General features: G+C 59.1%; 17 protein-coding genes. 6 read left to right on the top strand and 11 right to left on the bottom strand.

What is annotated here, in order from left to right; all coding sequences use genetic code 11:
- Positions 1-8 precede the first annotated feature (8 nt).
- Positions 9-326: a hypothetical protein gene (locus P4G45_RS10320; protein WP_348266397.1), complete on the top strand. Its 318-nt coding sequence runs from the start codon at positions 9-11 to the stop codon at positions 324-326.
- Between the two features lie 139 nt (positions 327-465).
- On the opposite strand, the gene P4G45_RS10315 is transcribed toward P4G45_RS10320, so the two are convergent.
- From P4G45_RS10315 to P4G45_RS10290, 6 genes are all read right to left on the bottom strand, one after another.
- A complete protein-coding gene (locus tag P4G45_RS10315; RefSeq protein WP_348266396.1) occupies positions 466-3,654 on the bottom strand; it encodes an efflux RND transporter permease subunit in 3,189 nt (1,062 codons plus the stop codon).
- Complete coding sequence (locus P4G45_RS10310; RefSeq protein ID WP_348266395.1) at positions 3,654-4,946, bottom strand: efflux RND transporter periplasmic adaptor subunit; 1,293 nt, start codon at positions 4,944-4,946, stop codon at positions 3,654-3,656. The genes P4G45_RS10315 and P4G45_RS10310 overlap by 1 nt, the downstream gene beginning before the upstream one ends.
- Before the next feature lie 4 nt (positions 4,947-4,950).
- Positions 4,951-6,300, bottom strand: a complete 1,350-nt coding sequence (locus P4G45_RS10305) for a TolC family protein (protein WP_348266394.1) — start codon at positions 6,298-6,300, stop codon at positions 4,951-4,953.
- 20 nt (positions 6,301-6,320) lie between these two features.
- Entirely contained in the window at positions 6,321-7,346 is a 1,026-nt protein-coding gene (locus P4G45_RS10300) for a YncE family protein (protein WP_348266393.1), read from the bottom strand.
- 150 nt (positions 7,347-7,496) lie between these two features.
- Positions 7,497-8,903 carry a HAMP domain-containing sensor histidine kinase gene (locus P4G45_RS10295; RefSeq protein WP_348266392.1) on the bottom strand — a complete coding sequence of 469 codons (1,407 nt, stop codon included), beginning with the start codon at positions 8,901-8,903 and terminating at the stop codon, positions 7,497-7,499.
- The gene (locus P4G45_RS10290; protein ID WP_348266391.1) at positions 8,900-9,589 is read right to left on the bottom strand and encodes a response regulator transcription factor; all 690 of its coding nucleotides are present in this window, start codon (positions 9,587-9,589) and stop codon (positions 8,900-8,902) included. Before P4G45_RS10290 ends, P4G45_RS10295 begins: the two co-directional genes overlap by 4 nt.
- 166 nt (positions 9,590-9,755) lie before the next feature.
- Between P4G45_RS10290 and P4G45_RS10285 the strand changes: the two genes are divergently transcribed.
- On the top strand, positions 9,756-10,517 hold the full coding sequence (locus P4G45_RS10285) for a TIGR00266 family protein (protein ID WP_348266390.1): 762 nt from the start codon (positions 9,756-9,758) through the stop codon (positions 10,515-10,517).
- Between the two features lie 7 nt (positions 10,518-10,524).
- Here the strand turns inward: P4G45_RS10285 and P4G45_RS10280 are convergent, their stop codons facing one another.
- Complete coding sequence (locus tag P4G45_RS10280; protein WP_348266389.1) at positions 10,525-10,968, bottom strand: MauE/DoxX family redox-associated membrane protein; 444 nt, start codon at positions 10,966-10,968, stop codon at positions 10,525-10,527.
- A gap of 35 nt (positions 10,969-11,003) precedes the next feature.
- Here P4G45_RS10280 and P4G45_RS10275 point away from each other — a divergent pair, with 35 nt between their 5' ends.
- Both P4G45_RS10275 and P4G45_RS10270 read left to right on the top strand, forming a co-directional pair.
- On the top strand, positions 11,004-11,780 hold the full coding sequence (locus P4G45_RS10275; RefSeq protein WP_348266388.1) for an ATP-binding cassette domain-containing protein: 777 nt from the start codon (positions 11,004-11,006) through the stop codon (positions 11,778-11,780).
- Between the two features lie 89 nt (positions 11,781-11,869).
- Positions 11,870-12,631, top strand: a complete 762-nt coding sequence (locus tag P4G45_RS10270) for a hypothetical protein (RefSeq protein WP_348266387.1) — start codon at positions 11,870-11,872, stop codon at positions 12,629-12,631.
- 12 nt (positions 12,632-12,643) lie between these two features.
- Here the strand turns inward: P4G45_RS10270 and P4G45_RS10265 are convergent, their stop codons facing one another.
- The 4 genes from P4G45_RS10265 to groES all read right to left on the bottom strand — a co-directional run bounded on the left by P4G45_RS10265 (position 12,644) and on the right by groES (position 16,941).
- Positions 12,644-13,402 (bottom strand): hypothetical protein, encoded by a 759-nt coding sequence (locus tag P4G45_RS10265; protein WP_348266386.1) that lies wholly within the window; start codon positions 13,400-13,402, stop codon positions 12,644-12,646.
- 234 nt (positions 13,403-13,636) lie between these two features.
- Positions 13,637-14,746 carry a Gfo/Idh/MocA family oxidoreductase gene (locus P4G45_RS10260; protein WP_348266385.1) on the bottom strand — a complete coding sequence of 370 codons (1,110 nt, stop codon included), beginning with the start codon at positions 14,744-14,746 and terminating at the stop codon, positions 13,637-13,639.
- Positions 14,747-14,867: 121 nt separating this feature from the next.
- The gene (groL, locus tag P4G45_RS10255) at positions 14,868-16,538 is read right to left on the bottom strand and encodes a chaperonin GroEL (protein ID WP_348266384.1); all 1,671 of its coding nucleotides are present in this window, start codon (positions 16,536-16,538) and stop codon (positions 14,868-14,870) included.
- A 103-nt stretch (positions 16,539-16,641) separates the two neighbouring features.
- Positions 16,642-16,941, bottom strand: coding sequence for a co-chaperone GroES (gene groES, locus P4G45_RS10250; protein ID WP_348266383.1), 300 nt, complete (start codon positions 16,939-16,941; stop codon positions 16,642-16,644).
- A gap of 301 nt (positions 16,942-17,242) precedes the next feature.
- Between groES and P4G45_RS10245 the strand changes: the two genes are divergently transcribed.
- Together P4G45_RS10245 and P4G45_RS10240 are read left to right on the top strand one after the other, a co-directional pair.
- Complete coding sequence (locus P4G45_RS10245; protein ID WP_348266382.1) at positions 17,243-17,764, top strand: hypothetical protein; 522 nt, start codon at positions 17,243-17,245, stop codon at positions 17,762-17,764.
- 3 nt (positions 17,765-17,767) lie between these two features.
- Complete coding sequence (locus P4G45_RS10240) at positions 17,768-18,505, top strand: SDR family oxidoreductase (protein WP_348266381.1); 738 nt, start codon at positions 17,768-17,770, stop codon at positions 18,503-18,505.
- Positions 18,506-18,515: the final 10 nt, after the last annotated feature.

Here is an 18,515-nt window from a genome sequence, read left to right as displayed (position 1 = left end):
GAAGATCAATGAACCTGAAGATTGCAGCGATTCGTTCGGGCACCGACCCGGTGGGCAAGTTGCCGACGGGCGCATTTCATCGCTGGTTGGATACTCCGCTGAATTGCCCCAAGTGCGATGTGACTTACAACCTCGTGGTCGATTGGGACCAGGCTGCCGATCGGTGGTTTCCCGAAAGCTCGCGGCCGCTGATTACGCTTCTGCGCAAGGCTGTTTTTATGGGGCATAGTACAGACCATCGGGTGACGCACTTTGAGACGGAAGGCGTTATTGTGAAGAGCTTTGTTGTGGAGACTAAGGCAGCTTTGCCGGATCAAACTCTTTGAGACCCTACCTCAGGGCTAAAGCCCCTTAAAAGACAGAGCGCTTATGGCACGGCTGAAGCCGTGCCCTTAAGCGAAGCAATGTTTTGTGCAACCTGTGAAGGCGTGGTCCTTTAAGACTAGGACCTGAGCGGAGATTTTCCTAAGCCTGGGCGGTTGTTTGATCGTGGCGCTTGCTGGTGAGGATGTAGTAGATCACCGGGGTGACGATCAGGCTTAGAAGGACCGACAGTAAAAGGCCGCCGATGACGGCGATGGCCAGCGGCTGGAGCATCTGTGAGCCTGCACCGAGGGCGAAGGCCAGCGGCAGCATACCGCAGATTGCGGCGATGGCGGTCATGATGATGGGACGAAGCCGTCGCTGGGCGGCGTGGAGCATGGCGTCGCGCGCATTGATGCCAGTGGCGCGCGCCTTCTCGTCGGCATCGAGAAGCAGGATGCCGTTCTTGGCCACGATTCCGATGACCATGATGAGCCCCATGAAGCTGGCAACGTTGAAGATGGTGCCGGTGATGAGCAGGGCGACGACGACACCGGTGATCGAGAGGATAGAGCTGGTGAGGATGGCGATGGGGGCAGAGAAGTTGCGGAATTCTGCGAGGAGAACACCGAAGACAAGGGCGAGCGCGAGGATGAGGACGCGAGCGAGATCGTGGAAGGACTTCTGCTGCTCCTGATAGGTGCCTCCGTACTCGACGCGGACGCTGGCTGGGATATTGAGGTTGGCGACGGCTTGTTTGACCTGCACCATCGCGCCGCCGAGGTTGGAGCCTTCAAGGCGTCCGCTGACGGTGACGAGCCGCTGCAGGTTCTCTCTGAGGATTTCGTTCTGAGGGGGGAGGGCTTCGACCTTCGCCATTGAGCCGAGGGTTGCGGTGTGGCCGGTGCTGCTGTTGAAGACCGTGTTCTCGATGGCATCGAGCGAGGCGCGGTTGGCGTCGGGAAGCCGGACGCGGATGGTGTAGGGGCGGCCATTGAGAATGATCGGATTCGTGGTGGGCAGACCATCGAGGATGGAGGTGGCGTCTTCGGCGACTTCGGTGGGCGTGAAGCCGAGACGTCCGGCGACGACGGGATCGATTTGAAAGTTAGTGGCTGGACCGCTGATGGTGTTGTCGACACCATTTTGGATATCGACAACGCCTGGGATCTTGCCTATGGCGTCGGCCACACGGGGGGCGAGTTGGTTGAGAAGCGTTGTGTCGGAGGAAAAGAGTTTAATCTGTATCGGCTCGGGTGAGTTGGAGAGATCGCCGATCATGTCCTGAAGGACCTGCGTGAACTCGACGTCTAGCTGAGGCACGCTGGTTTTGATCTGCTGGCGGACGTCGGCCATGATTTCGTCGATGCTGCGCGAGCGCTTTGATTTCAGACGGACGGTGAAGTCTCCTGTATTGGCTTCGGTAACGGGAGCCAATCCCATCTGCATGCCGGTGCGGCGGGATGTGATTTCGACTTCGGGCGTGTTGTGCAGTATCTGCTCGACCTGAAGGAGAACCTTGTTGGTCTCCACAAGGGAACTGCCGGCGGGCATGAGGTAGTCAAGGACGAAGGCGCCTTCATCCATTGCGGGGAGGAGGTCGGAGCCGAGAGCGTTGTAGCCAAAGTATGCACCGACAACAAGCAGGACGCAGATACCGGCGAGGGCGAGCGGACGAGACAATGCCCAGGAGAGGGACCGCTCGTGAGCGTGGAGGATGCGGCGCATGAGGGGGCCGTTCTCTTCGTGGCTCTCGAGTGGCGATGTGTGCTCGGAGGGCGGATCGGCAAGTACTGTTGCGGAATCCGGAGCTGGGTCGGCGACGGTCTTTTTAGATTTGCGAAGAATGGTGAGCGAGAGGGCAGGTGTCCAACTGAGCGCGAGCGCGAGCGAGGTGAGCAGGGCCGCCGTCATGGTGACGGCAAGCGCGCGGAAGAAGCTGCCTGTAACTCCTGTGACTGAGATGAGCGGGAGGAAGACGACGACCGGAGTGAGCGTGGAGAAGACGAGCGGGGTGGAGAGTTCGTGCAGGGCTTTTCGGACGGCGGTGATGCGCGTTTCGCCGGAGTCGCGATGGACGACGATGCCCTCGACAACAACGATGGCGTCATCGATGACAAGGCCGATGGCTGCGGCGAGGCCGCCGAGGGTCATCAGGTTGAAGCTTTGTCCGATGATCCAGAGAAAAAGGATTGTGACTGCGACGGTGACAGGAATGACGAGACCAGCGATGAGTGAGGAGGTCCAGTCGCGAAGGAAGAGGAAGAGGACGACGCAGGCGAGAAAGAGACCGATGAGGATGGCGTCGCGGACGCTGGCGATGCTTTCGCGAACGAGTTCGGATTGGTCGTAGAAGGGTTCCAGTTTGACGCCGGGCGGAAGGACCGACTTGAGCGAATCGATCTTTGCGGCGATGGCATTGGCTACGGAGACAGTGTTGCTGTCCGGTTGGCGCGCGATGTTGAGGAGAACGGAGGGCTTACCATCCGCCGTGACCATCGTGTAGACGGGCATGGTTGACGGCTCGACGGTGGCGACATCGGAGACGCGGACGGGGGCGCCCCCGGTGGTGGTTTTGACGACGAGGTTGCCTAGTTCGGAGGCGTCGTGTGCCTGCGCCCCGACGAGCCCGAGAATGAGTTTGTGGTCGGCTTCGTACAGGCCGGGCGAATCGATGATGTTGGAAGCCTGGACGGCATTGACGAGGTCGAGAAGCGTGACGCCGGCGGTCTGGAGGCGGGCGAGATTGGGAGTGATCTGGAACTCGGGGACCTGTCCGCCCTGAACGACGACCGTGCTGACGCCGAGGACGCGGTTCAAGGGTGGCTTCAGATCGTAGGTTGCGATCTCCCAGAGACGCGTCTGCGAGACGGTGTCTTTGCCACGGTTTTCGGCGGTGAGCGCGTAGCCAAGGATGGGGAAGGTGGCGAAGGTGAGGCGGTTGGTCGTGATGCGTGCTGTGGGGGGCAACGCCTGCTGCACCTTGGCGAGCGCCGCATCGGTGAGCTGGAGTGTGCGGTACATATCGACGTTCCAGTCGAAGAAGAGACTGATCTCGGCTGACCCGCGGCTGGTTGTGCTGCGTACCGTGAGCAGGCCGGGGACGCTGTTGATGGCATCCTCAATCGGCTTGGTGATGGTGACCTGCATCTGCTCGACTGGCATGACGCCGTTGTCGATGCCGATGACCACACGGGGAAAGTTGGTCATCGGGAAGACGGAGATCGGCACCTGAAACGCGGCGTAAACCCCGGCGAAGGTCAGGACGATGAGGAAGAAGAAGATTGGCTTGGCGGCGCGCGAGAGCCAGAAAGATTCGGCGGCCGAAGTTTGCTTTTCGGGCGCAGTCATCAGTCGTCACCGCCCTTGGTTTTAGGAGCAGCGCTCTCGGCGGGCGGTTTGCCGATCTTTACTTTGGTGCCATCGTCCATGGCATAGGCACCAGCGGTGATGACCATATCGGAGGCAGTGACGCCACTGAGTATTTGAACGTTTTCAGGAGTCTGGATGCCCAGCGCAACAGCCTGATGATGGGCGGTGCTGTCCGGTCCGATGACCATGACGGATTTTGAAGAGCCGTCCTGCGCGGTCTGGACGGCTTCGGCGGGAATGAGAAGCGCATTGGTCGCGGTGCGGCCAGTAATGGTGGTATGCACCGGGGTTCCCGCTTTGAAGCGGCCCTTCGGATTCTCAAGTCGCAGCCATACTTCGACGGTGGTGCTGCCGGGATCGAGGGCTGGACTTATGAGCGAGACCTTGGCCGGGACTGGCTCGGTGACGCCGGGAATGGTGATGGTGGCGGCCGCGCCGAGTGAGAGCTGCTGCGCCTGCATCTGCGAGATGTGCAGTTTGGCAAGCAGAGCAGAGGTATCCATGACAGTAACGACGGCTGCGCCTGCGGGTGCGGTCTCTCCGGCGAACAGAGAGCGGTCGGTGACCACGCCGTTGATGGGGCTGCGGATCTCGGTGTAACTCAACTGGGCCTCTGCGCCGAGATATTTTCCTTTGGCAGAAGTAAGCTGGCCTTGGGCGCTCTCGAGAGCAGCCTTGCCCGCAACCTGTTGAATTGCATCGAGGCTTTGCCTGGCGATGTCGTAGGCTGCCTGCGCCTGAACAAGCGCGGCCTTCGCGGTATCTAGGTCGCGGCCGGGAATCGCGCCCTGAGCGAAGAGCTGCGAACGTCCATTGACGATGCTCTGGTTCAGATCGAGATTAGCCTTGGCCTGTGCGAGGTCCGTTTGCGCCTTGATAAGATTTGCCGGAACCTGCGCACGCGTCTCAGTTGCATAAGCGCCCTGCGCAGCTGTATAGCTTCCCTTGTTATCGAGCGCCGCGGCTTGCAGGTCGCTGTTCTCCAGCGTAACCAGAAGCTGTCCGGCTTTTACGTGAGAGCCGCGCTGAACGTAGAACTTCTTTACAGGAGCGGTGATCTTCGGCGAGATGGCGGCCTGTGCCAGCGGCGCGAGCGTAGCATCTGCGGTGATCTGCTCGGAGATGGTGCCCTGCGATGGATGAGCGGCCTGGACATATACCTCAGGCGTGGGCGGGGCCTCCGGCTTTGTGCAACCAAGGGGTAGAAAAAATACGATGGCGGAAGATGCAACTGCGTGCAGGGCCGATCGGACGGGGTGAGAGGGCTTCATGGTTTTAGATTGTTCCTGTCAGAAGCTGGAGATTGGCAAGCGAGATCTGGTAGCGGATCGTTCCGTCTTCGCGGGCTAGCTCTGCCGTGGTGAGCGAGTTCTCCGCATCGACAACTTCGAGCACCGTGGCCTCCCCGGCAGTGTAGCGAAGCCGGGTGAGCCGCAAGCTTTCGGCTGCGGTCTGGACACTGAGATTGAGCGATTCGAGCTGGCCGCGTGCGGTGACGGCTTCGGCGTAGAACTCATCGAGCTGCGCGATTAATTGGCGTTGTGTCGAGCTCAATACGACGCGAGCAGCGTGCTGAAGGATCTGACTCTGTTTGACCCTATGCTGTGTCGCAAACCAGTCCCAAACGGGAATGTCGAGCGTGGCGGTCGCTGAGTAGCCGAGGTTGCGAAAGCCCTCAGGGTTCCTGGTTGCGAACTGTGCCGCATCGATGCCGTAAGCGAAGTCGAGTGAAAGGTCAGGGAGATAAGCAGCGCGTGCAGCCGTCACTCCAAGATTGCTCTCATGCAGCGATGCCAGTGCGCTCTGCAATTCGGGATTGTGCTGCGCCGCGGCAGCCTCCACATCGGTGCGTGCGGGAAGCGGGGGCGTGGCCGCCATCGTCAGCGTATAGGGCGAACGCGGATCGGGAAAGAGCAGAACGCCCAGATCGAGCCGCGCTTTCTGCGCCTGAACAATAGCGTCGGCCAGATCGCGACTGCGCTGCTGCTGCTGAAGCTGCGCCTTCACTACGTCTGCGTGAGCACCTTCGCGTGCAGTCTCACGCTGCTCGGCCTGGGTGACGAAACCGTCGGCTTCGCTGGCGGCGCGTTGTGCGACCGCAACTTTGTTTTCCGTTGCAAGTGAAGTATAGAAGAGGCTAACTACGGTCGAGACCAGTCCTCGACGCGCAATTTCGAGGTTCGCGCTGGCGAGGGAGGCGGCCGCCGAGGCGCGCGCGAGAGCCGTAAATTGTTGCAACCCGATGGTCTCGCTCACCACTCCCTGACTGGTGTACTCATGAACGGCGTTGTTCGCAATAAAGCGTGGCGTGGGCACCGTGCCCGCGGGACCGACCGGTGTCAGCGCTCCCGTTCCCTGGGTGTATAGAAATTGATTGTGATAGATAACGCTGGGCAGCAATGCTGATCGCGCAATCGAGCGGTCAAGTTTACTGACTCCACTGGCTGCCATAGCCGCGGCAAAGTTCGGTTCGTTCGCCTTGGCGCGGCTGATCGCCTGGTCCAACGTAATCGCGGAGGCCGGGGCAGCGGCGCCAGCAGCCTGCACCTGCTGCGCCGAAGCGACAGCAGATGCGGATGCCAGACCAATACAGAGCAAAGCTTTTCCTGCTACAAAAATACGCATAGAAGCCAGAGATAACCTCATTAACGCCCGACGACAAGTACCGTGAAGCTTCCTGGCAGGATGGCAGGCCGTGGGCGAGGATTCGTTGCCGTGGCAGCAGGCTTGGGACCGAATTCAGCAGTCACAAGATAGATGCGGCCGGTGGCGGTATCAAGAGACATGGTACGCGCACCCTTCTGGGTGGCCACATTCTGCAGTACGGGAAAGGTATTTTTGCTCGCATCCACCACGGTCAGCGTGCCATCGCCATTCGACGCAAATGCCAGCTTATGGGCTGGGTCGTAGGCTGCTGCATCCGGACCATCACCAATCGCCGGGGTGGCGAGCACCTTGCCTGAGTTTGCATCGACAACGTTCATCGTTTTTCCATCGCAGACAGTGAAGAGCCGTCGACCGGCCTGGTCCATCGCCAGCCCGGAAGGGGATTCGCAGTTGGTGAGCGGCCATGTGGCGGTCAGCGTTTTCGTCTTTGCATCCAGCCGCACGATGGAGTTTTTGGTCTCAATATTGTCGAAGATTGTGCCTTTTCCGTCTGCAACTGGAAACTCCGGCTTGCCAGGAAGCGCGATCGTCGCAACGACCTTTCGCGTCGCCGTATCGATTACGGAGACATCGCTGCTGCGGCCATTGAACGCCCACACTGTTTTTGTAACCGGCTCAAACACAATTCCGTCGGGATTCGTGCCGACCGGAATTGAAGCCAGCGTCTTGAGACTTGCGCGGTCGAATACCACAACCGCTCCTGCGCGTCCGTCGCTGATGTAGCCGTACTTTCCGGCGTTGTCGAGTGCGACGCCATGAATGCCTTGCAGGCCCTGAATGTTGCCAACGACTTTACCCGAATTCGTGTCGAGAACTTCGACACGGGTTCCGTGAGTGACGTAGAGGCGATGCGCTCCGGCATCGGCGGTCAGATAGTCCCAGCCTCCGTCGCCTCCGACTGTCCATCGTGTCTGAACGCTGTAAGGCTTCTGCGCGCTTGCGGCCGACGGCGCCAGGAGCGCGCAGGCAAAAGACGCGGTGAGGGCGAGCTTTCCAAATTCCAAAATGCGGGAAACACTTCTCGATGTCATAAAAGCTCCAGGTGAACTCGGCGAAGTAATTCGCCGGCCATTTTTACTATCCCAGTCATACCTTAAGCGAGGATGAAGAAGGACCTATTTTCTTGCGTAGACAGATGGAGAGTGTCGTCTCCCTCAATTTTCCTCCAGAGGGAAGCGGACGGTGACGATGGCGCCCCGTCCCAATTCGCTGGTGATATCGATGCTTCCTCGCGCCTTGCTGACGATGGCCTTGCAGATGGCGAGGCCCAACCCGGTCCCTCCTGTCTTGCGGCTGCGCGAAGGATCGCTTCGATAGAAGCGGTCGAAGACGTGGGGAAGGACTTGCGGATCAATGCCGCTACCGTCATCCTCGACGCGAAGCTCCACGCTATGGCTGTGGGCCTGCACCGCCACCCGCACCTCTGCTCCTTCGACGCTATGTTGAAGGGCGTTGAGAATCAGATTGGAGCAGAGCAATTGAAGTTGTTCGGCAGCTACATCCACGATCGCCACTTCACTTTCAACGATCGAGATGCGCAGCCGCTTCTCCTGCGCCACCGTTGCAAGCTGCTCGGCAACGACTCCGACGCAATCGTTCAAATTCGTTGTATAGGAGACCGTCTTCGATTCGTCCTGACTTTCCACACGCGCCAGCGTGAGCATCTTGGCGACGATCTCTTCCATGCGCTCGCAATCCGCCTGGCATCGTTCGAGACCGGCCTCGTATTCGGTCGCTGTCCGGTGTTTCATCGTAAGCAGTTGCACCGAAGACTTGGCCACGGCAACTGCCGTCTTCAACTCGTGGGCGGCATCGCTTACAAACTGGTGTTGCTGCATGAATGAGCGTCTCAAGCCATCGAGCACAATCTCCAGCGCGCCGGTCAGCGGCGCAAGTTCTTTGATCTGCCGTGCTCGTTCGGAGGGGGCAAACTCCCACGAGTTGACCGAGACGACCGCCGCTGCCGCCGCCAGTTCCCGGAGCGGATCAAGGCCACGATTCAGCAGCCAGAACATCAATACACCGCTGATGGCCAGTAGCAAAAGGCTTGCGATCGCATAGAACTGCACCGCATCGGTGATGACGTCCCACACATGTTCAGTTTCCGATCCATAAACGACCGTGACATGCCTTGGAATCCCTCCACCCTTGTCACCGGGGTCGACGATGCGCACACCCTGCACCTGAATGGCCCGGTAGTGCTTTCCCTTGATCCTGATTTGGAAGAAGCCGTCGTTGTTAATTTTGAGAGTCTTGTCCCCAGGTCCATTCCAGTTGCCGGAGCGCCCCAGAATGCGCCCACTTGCATCGCGGACCTCGTAGATATCTTTGACCGGGAGGCTGTGCTCTGTCCCATCGAGCATCAGATTGTCCGCGGTATCTTCCGCATCCTGTACCGCGCCAAGCAGTGAGTAGGCGCGTCCGCGCAGCATGATGTCGAAGGCGTGAAACTGCGTGTGCCGTTCGTAGACGAGGGCCAGCCCGGTGAGCGCCACCGCGGACAGCAACTCGACCAGGAGCACAGCGATCACCAGCCTTCGCGTCAGCGAATACGGGCTCATTGGCTCTCCTGCTTGCCCACCATCATCCGGTAGCCGCGCCCGCGGAGCGTCTCGATGCTCGGCTGCTGAGTCGTAGCGTCGAGTTTTCTGCGCAGGTTCGATACATGAGCCTCAATCACGTTGGAGTGGTGCTCCCAGTTGTAGTCGTACAAATGCTCGAGCAGTTCCCGCTTGGAGACGATCACTCGGGGGCGATGAATAAGGTACTCGAGAATGCGGTACTCCATGGGCGAAAGATCGATGGGTCTGCCGGAACGATGCACCGTCTGTTCCACGGTGTTCAGCTCCAGATCGGAGAGCCGTAGCACGGGATCGGCGACGCCCTTGCCACGTCGAATCAAGGCCTTTGCCCGTGCTATCAACTCGCCCAGGTCGAAGGGCTTGCTTAGATAGTCGTCCGCGCCCGCATTCAGCAGCTCGACAATCGAGGTCGCTTCGCCTCTTGCCGTCAGAATCAGCACCGATGTGCGATCGCCCTTCGACCGTATTTTGCGGAGCAGGCCAAGGCCATCCAGCTTCGGCAGCATCAGGTCGAGCACAATCAGGTCATAGCACTGGTTGCCCGCAAGATCGAGACCGGTTAAGCCATCCTCCGCGCAGTCCACCGCGAATCCCGGCCCGTCGCGCAGCGCGGTGGCCACATTCTCCGCCAGCCGCCGCTCGTCTTCTATCAGCAATACCCGCATTTGAGCATCATTCCACCATCACAAGATTAAGCAAAGCTGAAGTGCCGCCTGCTTGCCGCATCTCACAAACTGTGAACCGCAGAGTCTTTAACTCCGTACACGTCTATGGCGTTTGTGGACACTCCACGGGCGCGATAGACTCGACTCGTTCGACCACAGGAGAATCATGCAAAACCGCATCCTCGGCACCACCATGCCCGTCCTCGAATTTTCTCTCGGCCCCAACGACGCCATCATCTCCGAGGCCGGGGAGCTTTCCTGGATGTCCGCCTCGATCCAGATGACCACCCACACCCAACATGCCGGCGGCGGCGGAATCTTTGGAGCGATACGTCGGGTCGCCGGCGGTGGCTCGCTCTTCATGACCGAGTACCGCGCCATTGGGGCAACCGGCGAGATCGCCTTCGCCACTCGCGTTCCCGGTCACATCCTTCCCGTCGACGTTGCCGCGGGCCACGAGTATATGATCCACCGCCACGGTTTTCTCTGCGCCACGCCGGAGATTGAACTGGGCGTGGGCTTTCAGCAATCTCTCGGAGCAGGTATCTTCGGCGGCGACGGCTTCCTTCTGCAAAAGGTGAGCGGGCAGGGTACGGCGTGGCTCGAACTTTCGGGCGAAGTCATTCTCAAAGATCTTGCCGCGGGTGAAACCCTGCGCGTTCATCCCGGCCACGTCGGGGCCTTCCAGTCCTGCGTCAGTTTTCAGATCCAACGCGTTCCCGGAATCAAGAACATGATCTTCGGCGGCGACGGTGTCTTCCTCGCCGCGCTTACCGGCCCGGGCAAGGTATGGTTGCAGACGCTGCCCATTTCGAAACTCGCTCACCAGATTATGGAATACATGCCTACACAGCGCACCGAACAGGCTGAAGGCGGCGTAGTCGGCGGCATTGTCGGGTCCATCCTCGGGGGCATGAGCAATCGCTAACAACCAGCTAGGATGCCTGTGTGGTCTCGTCTCGGACCATGCAGGCGTCTAGCGACCAGCCGTTATAGCGCAGCAGGAACAACAGCGCTGAATAGACGAGGGCGTAGTTCAATTGCGTTGCGGCCGCGGGCCAGTCCTGCGCCAGTGCCGATCCAAACGTCAGCACCATGATTAACAGACTTCCCGCGACCAATGCCGCACGAGTTCGCAGACCAATCAGCAGCAGTAATCCCAGAAGCGCTTCCATGGCGGGCAGGACCATGCCAAAATCCCATACGCTCCAGCCGGGAAGCGGTGAATGAGTGAACTGGCCCACCATGTGGGCTGCAAACTTGTCTGTCCCTGCGAGCATTCGGCTGACGCCATGCATCATCAGGTTCAAGCCCACCACCATCCGCAGCAGAGCATATGCCAGCCGCTGATCGCTGCTATCGAATGTAGTTCTCATCATTCCTCCATCGCGCAAAACAATCTATTCTGAATAAGATGCCACCTTTTCTCGAACTGACTCACGTGAACGTAGCGCGCGGCGACAACATGGTGCTCCACGACATCAATCTCAGCGTCAACACCGGGGAGCACATTGCCATTCTCGGTCCTAACGGCTGCGGAAAATCCACGCTTATCAAGACCATCACGTGTGAGTGCTACCCCATCGTCCAGCCGGAAACCAGGGTCAGCATCTTCGGCCGCGAGCGCTGGGACCTGACCGAACTCAAAAAGCGGCTCGGCGTGGTCTCGGCCGAACTTCCCGGCAAACCCACGCTGCATACGACGGGCCGCGACGCCGTGCTCACCGGCTTCTTCTCGAGTTCGACTCTCTGGCCTAATCTCACCGTTACGGCTGCCATGCGCGAGCGCGCAGACGAAGTTCTGGAACAGATCGATGCTATCAATCTCATCGACAAACCTGTGGGCGAGATGTCCGCCGGTCAGCAGCGCCGCATCATGATCGGCCGCGCCCTTGTTGGCTCCTCGCAGATGCTGTTGCTTGATGAGCCTTCCAATGCGCTCGATATCAGCGCGCAACGCGAGCTGCGTAACCTGCTGCGCAAGCTGGCCCAGCAGGGAACCGGCATTCTCCTCATCACCCATCACATCGCCGACATCATTCCCGAGATTGACCGTCTCCTTCTACTGCGCGAAGGCCGCATCATAGGCGACGGCCCGAAAGAGGAACTCCTCACTGCACCAAGACTCAGCGATCTATTTCGGACCGAGGTCCAGCTAACCCAAAGAGACGGCTTTCACCACGCATGGTAGGCAACGGAGGAACACCTCTTCTACTAACGTGCAGCGTCTAAACATTTGTTATGCTTAGCGCCACTTAACCCTTCCCATGGAGGTGCCGGTTGAACCGAAAGAGAAGAAGCGGACTGATGCACTGCATCGTCGTCCTTGCCCTCGTCCTCGCAGTTGGCATCTCGCACGCACAAAACACCGCCAGGATAAATAGAGTCAGCTTTACCGGCAGTGTGGGGCAAAGCAAAATTGGCTTGACACTGCTGGTTAACGGCGCAGGTGTCATCACTGGCGGACACTACTTCTACGCGAAAGACCTGAAGGACATTCCCCTCACAGCTGGAACCCAGAGTACAGGTATCGTCCTTTTCGAACCTGAGGGGGGTCAGTTTGCGCTGCGTTTCAAAGGCAACGGCAGCGAAGGTGGCAAACCGCTCGATTTCCACAACAGCGTCGGCATGGAAGGCCGATGGATGAAGAACGACAGCTCGTATCCGGTCGTGCTTCGAATGCAGCAAAGCTCCGAGGGCCTCGCTAATGCGCGCTGGTACGAGGGTGTCACCAGCGAAAGCGATGCTGCATTCGAGGCCAGGGTGCAGTGCTTTTACAAGGCCGTCCTCGCTGGAGATCGCGCAACTGCGGTCCGCTATATCGATTTTCCTTTACGCGTCAATCAAAATGGCAAGGGCCGCACGCTCCGGACCGCAGCCGAAGTTTCGGCTCAGTGGGACCTGATCTTCACTCCAGCCTGCATTGACGCATTCAAACAAGCCATGCCCCACGACATGTTCGTCCACAACGGGCAGGCCATGCTCGGCAACGGGGTCGCCTGGTTTGGAGCGAAGGGCGCTCAGGTTATCAATATCCCTTGAGAATCGTTCCGATCACGGGAGGGACAGCTTCGCCGCCTGGGCGAGGCTGAGATGTTGAGGGACGATGTGGATATCGGTGCGAGTGGTCTCCTGATCTCGCGTAATACTTTTCAGCAGAAGGATGCGACCGTCGACATGCACGCTGATGTGCACGCTCTTCCAATTCTGCGGGTCCACCTTCGCCCGTTCCAGTTCGAGTCGCCCTCCGCTGTTTACCTTGCCCAGAAGGCCGAACCCGAACTCCACCGGCTGCGTGATTGTGGCTTTCAGTTCACATAACCGCTCCTCCGGCTCCTTGACCGAGACCGTGCCTTCGAGGACGTGGATGATGCGCTCTTCATAAGTGGAAGGCTGAAAGGCGGGGTTGGGCCGAACGGAAAAACGAACGCAGCCATTTTCCTCCCCAGCAGGTGAGATGAGAAAAGCTCTGGGCATAATCTCCAACAGTTGTGTGGCTTTTACCTCGTCATCCGTATGGCCGAGATTCAGCTTGCGGAAGGCATCAGGGTGAGCAACGATGTCTTCGATACGATGCTCCTCCGCAACTGACTGGCCCGCGTCGAGGGGCCGGCCGTCCACTGCGAGCAGACGCCGAAGCACACCGTCGTCCGTCTCTACGACTTTTTCCTTCCAGATATGATTGCCCGTCCGAGTGGAGCGTTCATCCGCCAGATACGAGAAGTGCCGCTCCTGCGCGCGCGCGGCCTTTTCAGTGGCGGCCATCCGAGCCACGACATCGGTTTGCTGGGCGTTTGCAGGCACAGATGCCAAAGGAAGACCTAGGATGCCAATTGTGCTCCACCGCACATACCGCAGCACCAGACGAACTACGCGACATCGTTGAGATTCGGGTATAAATTTAGCCTTTCTTGCTACGCAGTTTTTACTGCATATCTCTACTTTTTGCACTACAACCTTTCATGATCGAGGATTTTGCTTAAGACTCGCTTAAGAAATCGCCATGGATCGAAGACAGGGTCGGCGTTAACGAGTGCCTGTTTTTGTTTAAAGCGCCACAACTCCCGCGGCTTTATAAATCTGCTGCATGTATTGCATGTCCCGCAGACCTTCTTCGCCCGGAGTCTTCGGCGTCTTGTTTTGTAGGATGCACTCGGTAAAGTGGTCGGCCTGCCGGGTGAACTGTTTCGGGTCGGGCTCGGTATTCGGCTCGTCCAGCACCGTTGCTGGAGTACCTCTTCCGCCGCTGCTATAGTTCGCTTGCAACCTCAGTCCCTCGTAGCCGAACGAGCCAACCTCCAGCCATCCCTTCGAGCCATACACGCGGTAATAGCTGCGCATGTTCGCGCCATAGGTCGTGCAGCAACTGGCCAGCGCGCCTGACGGAAATTTTGTCGTCCAGGTAGTATTCTCCTCCACCGTGTCGAAGCGGCCATCGTGGTCGATGGTCGATACCGATGCGGTAAAGCTCTCGGGCTCCTCGCCGGTCAGATACCGCGTGGCGTTGAGGCTGTAGATGCCGACATCGAGCATCGGGCCGCCGCCGCTCATCGCTTTGTTCAATCTCCACTCGCCAAGATTCTCATAGAATCCGTTCGCGCTTTCTATCACCTGAACCTTGCCCAGTGCCCCTTGGCGGATGAGTTCGATTGCGCGAAGGTTGGTTGGCTCGTAGTGCAGGCGGTAGGCGATCATCAGCTTCACATTCGCCGCCTTGCACGCCGCAATCATCGCCTCCGCATCGCTTACGCTGGTCGACATCGGCTTCTCGCAGAGGACATGCTTGCCGGCCTTCGCCGAGCGGATGGTGTACTCGGCATGCATACTGTTGGGCAGCGCTACATACACCGCGTCGATGCTCTTGTTATCGCGCATCCGGTCCATGTCTTCGTAGCTATAGATTGAGCTCTTGGGTACGCCGAGCCGCGCTGCGAACTTCTCTGCTTTGTCCCGATGTCCGCTCACCAGCCCGGTAATCTGCGACGTGGACGAGCCCTGCACACCACCGATAAAGTGGTTCGCAATACGTCCCAGACCGATGACGCAATAGCCGACCTTGCGGTTCGCATCCTGCGCCTCTGAGCTTGCCGATGGCAAAACCTGTGCCGCCAGCCCCATCGCACCTAACTTCGAAAACTCACGCCGCGAAAGCCTCATGGATACCTCTCCTGTACATTGTTGCCAGCTAAACAGATTTAGAGAATCCTATACTGCTCCAGCAAAACAGCAAAAGCCCCAGATCGCTCTGGGGCTTTGCTCGCTCAAAAAGCAGCGGTTTTTAGTACATGCCGTCCATGCCGCCGCCGCCGCCGTGTCCGCCGCCCGCCGCTTCCTTCTTTTCAGGAATTTCGGCGATCATGGCCTCGGTGGTCAGCATCAACCCGGCGATGGAAGCCGCGTTCTGCAGGGCAGTGCGCGTCACCTTCGTAGGATCGATGACGCCAGCCTTCACCAGGTCCTCGTAGGCGTTCGTTCCGGCGTTGTAGCCGAAGTTGTTCTCCTTCGACTCGTGGATCTTGCCGATGACCACAGCGCCCTCTTCGCCAGCGTTCGAGACGATCATGCGCAATGGCTCCTCAATCGCACGGCGGATGATCGATGCACCGATCTTCTCGTCGCCTTCGAGGCTCTTGATGACATCCTCGACAGCCTTGGTGCAGCGAATCAACGCCACGCCGCCGCCCGGGACGATGCCTTCCTCAACTGCCGCGCGGGTTGCATGCATCGCATCCTCGACGCGGGCCTTCTTTTCCTTCATCTCGGTCTCGGTAGCCGCGCCGACCTTGATGACTGCAACGCCGCCAACCAGCTTGGCCAGGCGCTCCTGCAGCTTCTCGCGGTCGTAGTCCGAGGTGGTCTTCTCGATCTGGGCGCGAATTTCCTTCACGCGGCCTTCGAGCTTGCTACCCTCACCGCCGCCATCGACGATGGTGGTGTTGTCCTTGTCGATGGTTACGCGCTTGGCGGTGCCGAGGTCTTCGATCTTCACGCCTTCGAGCTTAATGCCGAGATCCTCTGTGACAGCCTTGCCGCCGGTCAGGACAGCGATGTCCTCAAGCATGGCCTTGCGGCGATCGCCAAAGCCAGGGGCCTTGACCGCAGCCACGTTCAGCGTGCCACGCAGCTTGTTGACGACGAGAGTTGCGAGCGCCTCACCATCCACGTCCTCAGCAATGATGACGAGGGGCTTGGCGGTGCGGGCAATCTGCTCGAGCAGGGGCAGCAGGTCCTTCATCGATGAGATCTTCTTCTCGTAGATCAGGATGTAGGGGTTCTCGAGTGAGACTTCCATGCGCTCTGCATCGGTGACGAAGTAGGGCGAGAGGTAGCCGCGATCGAACTGCATGCCTTCCACAGTCTCAAGCTGTGTCTCCATGGTGCGCGACTCTTCGACGGTGATGACGCCGTCCTTGCCGACCGTCTTCATCGCGGCGGCGATGATCTCGCCGATCTGCGAATCAGAGTTGGCAGAGATGGTGCCGACCTGGGCAATCATGTCGCCCGAAACCGGCTTCGACAGCTTGCTCAGAGCGCCGCCCTGGGGAACGCCGTTCTCATCGCGCTTACCGATGATGGCCTCGACAGCCTTATCGATGCCGCGCTTCAGCGCCATCGGGTTTGCACCGGCGGCAACCGTCTTGACGCCCTCGCGGTAGATGGCCTGGGCCAGAACCGTGGCGGTCGTGGTGCCGTCGCCGGCGACGTCCGAGGTCTTCGAAGCGACTTCGCGGACCATCTGCGCGCCCATGTTCTCGAGCGAATCCTTCAGCTCGATCTCCTTGGCTACGGTGACGCCGTCCTTGGTGATCGTCGGCGAACCGAACTTCTTCTCGATTACGACGTTCCGTCCCTTGGGACCGAGCGTTACCTTTACTGCGTCGGCGAGAATATTGACGCCACGCAGGATAGCCTGACGTGAATCTTCTCCATGCAGAATCTGTTTTGCCATTGTGTTGCTCCTGTTACCGGCTCATGCCGGTGAAAGTGTTTGAATGAGGCGCCCGAAGCGCCGATTAGGCGGCCAGCCGCGGTATACGGCACGAAGTGCGTGCTTACTTCTTGAGGATGCCGAGGACTTCTTCTTCACGCATGATGAGCAGCTCTTCACCGTCCAGCTTGATCTCCGTGCCGGAGTATTTGCCGAACAGGATGCTGTCGCCAGCCTTCACGTCGAGCGGGAACACCTTGCCTTCGTCGTTGGACTTGCCCTTGCCGACGGCGATTACTTCACCCTGCTGCGGCTTCTCTTTTGCGGAGTCCGGAATGATGATGCCGCCACGAATGCTTTCGCCCTCTTCGACGCGGCGGACCAGAATACGGTCGTGCAGCGGTGTAAATGATGTCGTTGACATTGCTTACATCTCCTTGGTGCAAATTTAGTTGCGATTGGGCGAACAGTGGGACCGTCCGCGGTTGCATTGCGCGAAGCCCGCCGGAAACTTACACCAAGGGCATCGCGGAAATTAGGTGGAATGGGCCCGTTGGCAGGGGAGCGCGAAGCTCGTTAGCACTCAAGCCTTCCGATTGCTAACATAGGCCAGTTAGTCCACGTCTGTCAACCCATCGCTGTGAAATATGAGTGAAAGTCACGCAAGGTTCGCGACAGCCCGGCGGGTATGGTCGGAGTTCGCTGTTCAGTCGTAGAATAGCGCTATGTCGTCACGCCGCACGGTAGGTTCTTCCTTCGTCTTCGCCCTCTGCATCGCGCTTTTAGCCCTCACCCCGGCGTTCGGCCAGTATCGTGGCCGAAAGTACAAGGCTCCGCCTCCGACTGCCCACATCGAGGTGCAGGTGATCAAGAAGTACAACGGCAAGCCGATTCCCAATGCGGCGGTCGTCTTTAATCCTTCGAAAGATGGCAAGGATCTGGGAAATCTCGAGGTCAAGACTGATCCCGAAGGCAAGGCCGTCATTGATGTGGTTCCGATCGGCAGCACGGTCCGCTTGCAGGTGATTGCCGATGGGTTCTCCACCTATGGGCAGGATTTTCTCATCGACCAGCCTACGAAGCAGATTGGCGTCTCCATGCTGCGTCCTCAGGCGCAGGTCTCGGCCTATCAGGACAATCTGGGCAAGCCTTCGGAACGCAAGCCGGGTGTTCAGGAGCCAATACGTCCCACCTCCCCCACTCCGACGACTACGCCTACACAGACCGCTCCAGCGCCGCAACTCTAACCCATGACAAACGTGGATAGGTCGCTGGCGGGAAAGACAGTGTTGGTTACCGGCGCGGCCAAACGTATCGGCCGCGCCATCGCGCTTACGCTCGCAGAGAGTGGCGCGAACGTTGCTATCACTTATCTCGGCTCCCAACTGGAGGCCGAGGCTACAGTGGCTTCGCTTGCGGAGCATGACGTCGATGCATTTGCTGTTCGCTGCGATCTTCGCGATCCAGAGAGCATCGAGCAGACCGTAACCGTCGTTGTCGAAGAGTTTGGAGCGCTCGATGTCCTGGTCAACAATGCTGGTCTGTTCCAGTCCGAGGCGCTGGAAAAGATCTCGGTTGAACAGTGGGATGGGATGTTTGCCACCAACACCCGCGCTCCTTTTCTGATGGCCAAAGCGGCCCATCCTTACCTGCGCGCTTCAAGGGGCCGCATCATCAATGTCGGGTCACTGGGCGGGTTGCATCCGTGGGCCACGCATGCCCACTACTGCACCTCGAAGGCCGCTTTGCACATGCTCTCGAAGACGATGGCCAAGGCCTGGGCGCCGGAGATCAGCGTCAATTGCATCGCACCCGGCATGATCGTTCAAGGGGAAGTGGAGGAGGCGTATGAGCACTTCGCGCGCAAGACTCCCATGCAACGCAATGGAACTGCCGGAGACGTCGCCGCTGCGGCGAGGTTCTTCGCCACGGCACCCCATTTCATTACCGGGCAGCTTCTGGCTGTCGATGGTGGTTTGGGTCTCTAAATCTCAGGAA

It is taken from the genome of Edaphobacter paludis (assembly GCF_039993895.1).
Lineage (GTDB): Bacteria > Acidobacteriota > Terriglobia > Terriglobales > Acidobacteriaceae > Edaphobacter > Edaphobacter paludis.
The sequence above is the reverse complement of the archived record's forward strand: the minus strand, read 5'-3'. Positions and strand labels throughout refer to the sequence as shown.

Coding starts and splice junctions, on each gene's coding strand:
- P4G45_RS10320 (WP_348266397.1), top strand. CDS start 9: ATGAACCTGAAGATTGCAGCGATTCGTTCGGGCACCGACCCGGTGGGC.
- P4G45_RS10315 (WP_348266396.1), bottom strand. CDS start 3,654: ATGACTGCGCCCGAAAAGCAAACTTCGGCCGCCGAATCTTTCTGGCTC.
- P4G45_RS10310 (WP_348266395.1), bottom strand. CDS start 4,946: ATGAAGCCCTCTCACCCCGTCCGATCGGCCCTGCACGCAGTTGCATCT.
- P4G45_RS10305 (WP_348266394.1), bottom strand. CDS start 6,300: ATGCGTATTTTTGTAGCAGGAAAAGCTTTGCTCTGTATTGGTCTGGCA.
- P4G45_RS10295 (WP_348266392.1), bottom strand. CDS start 8,903: ATGAGCCCGTATTCGCTGACGCGAAGGCTGGTGATCGCTGTGCTCCTG.
- P4G45_RS10290 (WP_348266391.1), bottom strand. CDS start 9,589: ATGCGGGTATTGCTGATAGAAGACGAGCGGCGGCTGGCGGAGAATGTG.
- P4G45_RS10285 (WP_348266390.1), top strand. CDS start 9,756: ATGCAAAACCGCATCCTCGGCACCACCATGCCCGTCCTCGAATTTTCT.
- P4G45_RS10280 (WP_348266389.1), bottom strand. CDS start 10,968: ATGATGAGAACTACATTCGATAGCAGCGATCAGCGGCTGGCATATGCT.
- P4G45_RS10275 (WP_348266388.1), top strand. CDS start 11,004: ATGCCACCTTTTCTCGAACTGACTCACGTGAACGTAGCGCGCGGCGAC.
- P4G45_RS10260 (WP_348266385.1), bottom strand. CDS start 14,746: ATGAGGCTTTCGCGGCGTGAGTTTTCGAAGTTAGGTGCGATGGGGCTG.
- groL (WP_348266384.1), bottom strand. CDS start 16,538: ATGGCAAAACAGATTCTGCATGGAGAAGATTCACGTCAGGCTATCCTG.
- groES (WP_348266383.1), bottom strand. CDS start 16,941: ATGTCAACGACATCATTTACACCGCTGCACGACCGTATTCTGGTCCGC.
- P4G45_RS10245 (WP_348266382.1), top strand. CDS start 17,243: ATGTCGTCACGCCGCACGGTAGGTTCTTCCTTCGTCTTCGCCCTCTGC.
- P4G45_RS10240 (WP_348266381.1), top strand. CDS start 17,768: ATGACAAACGTGGATAGGTCGCTGGCGGGAAAGACAGTGTTGGTTACC.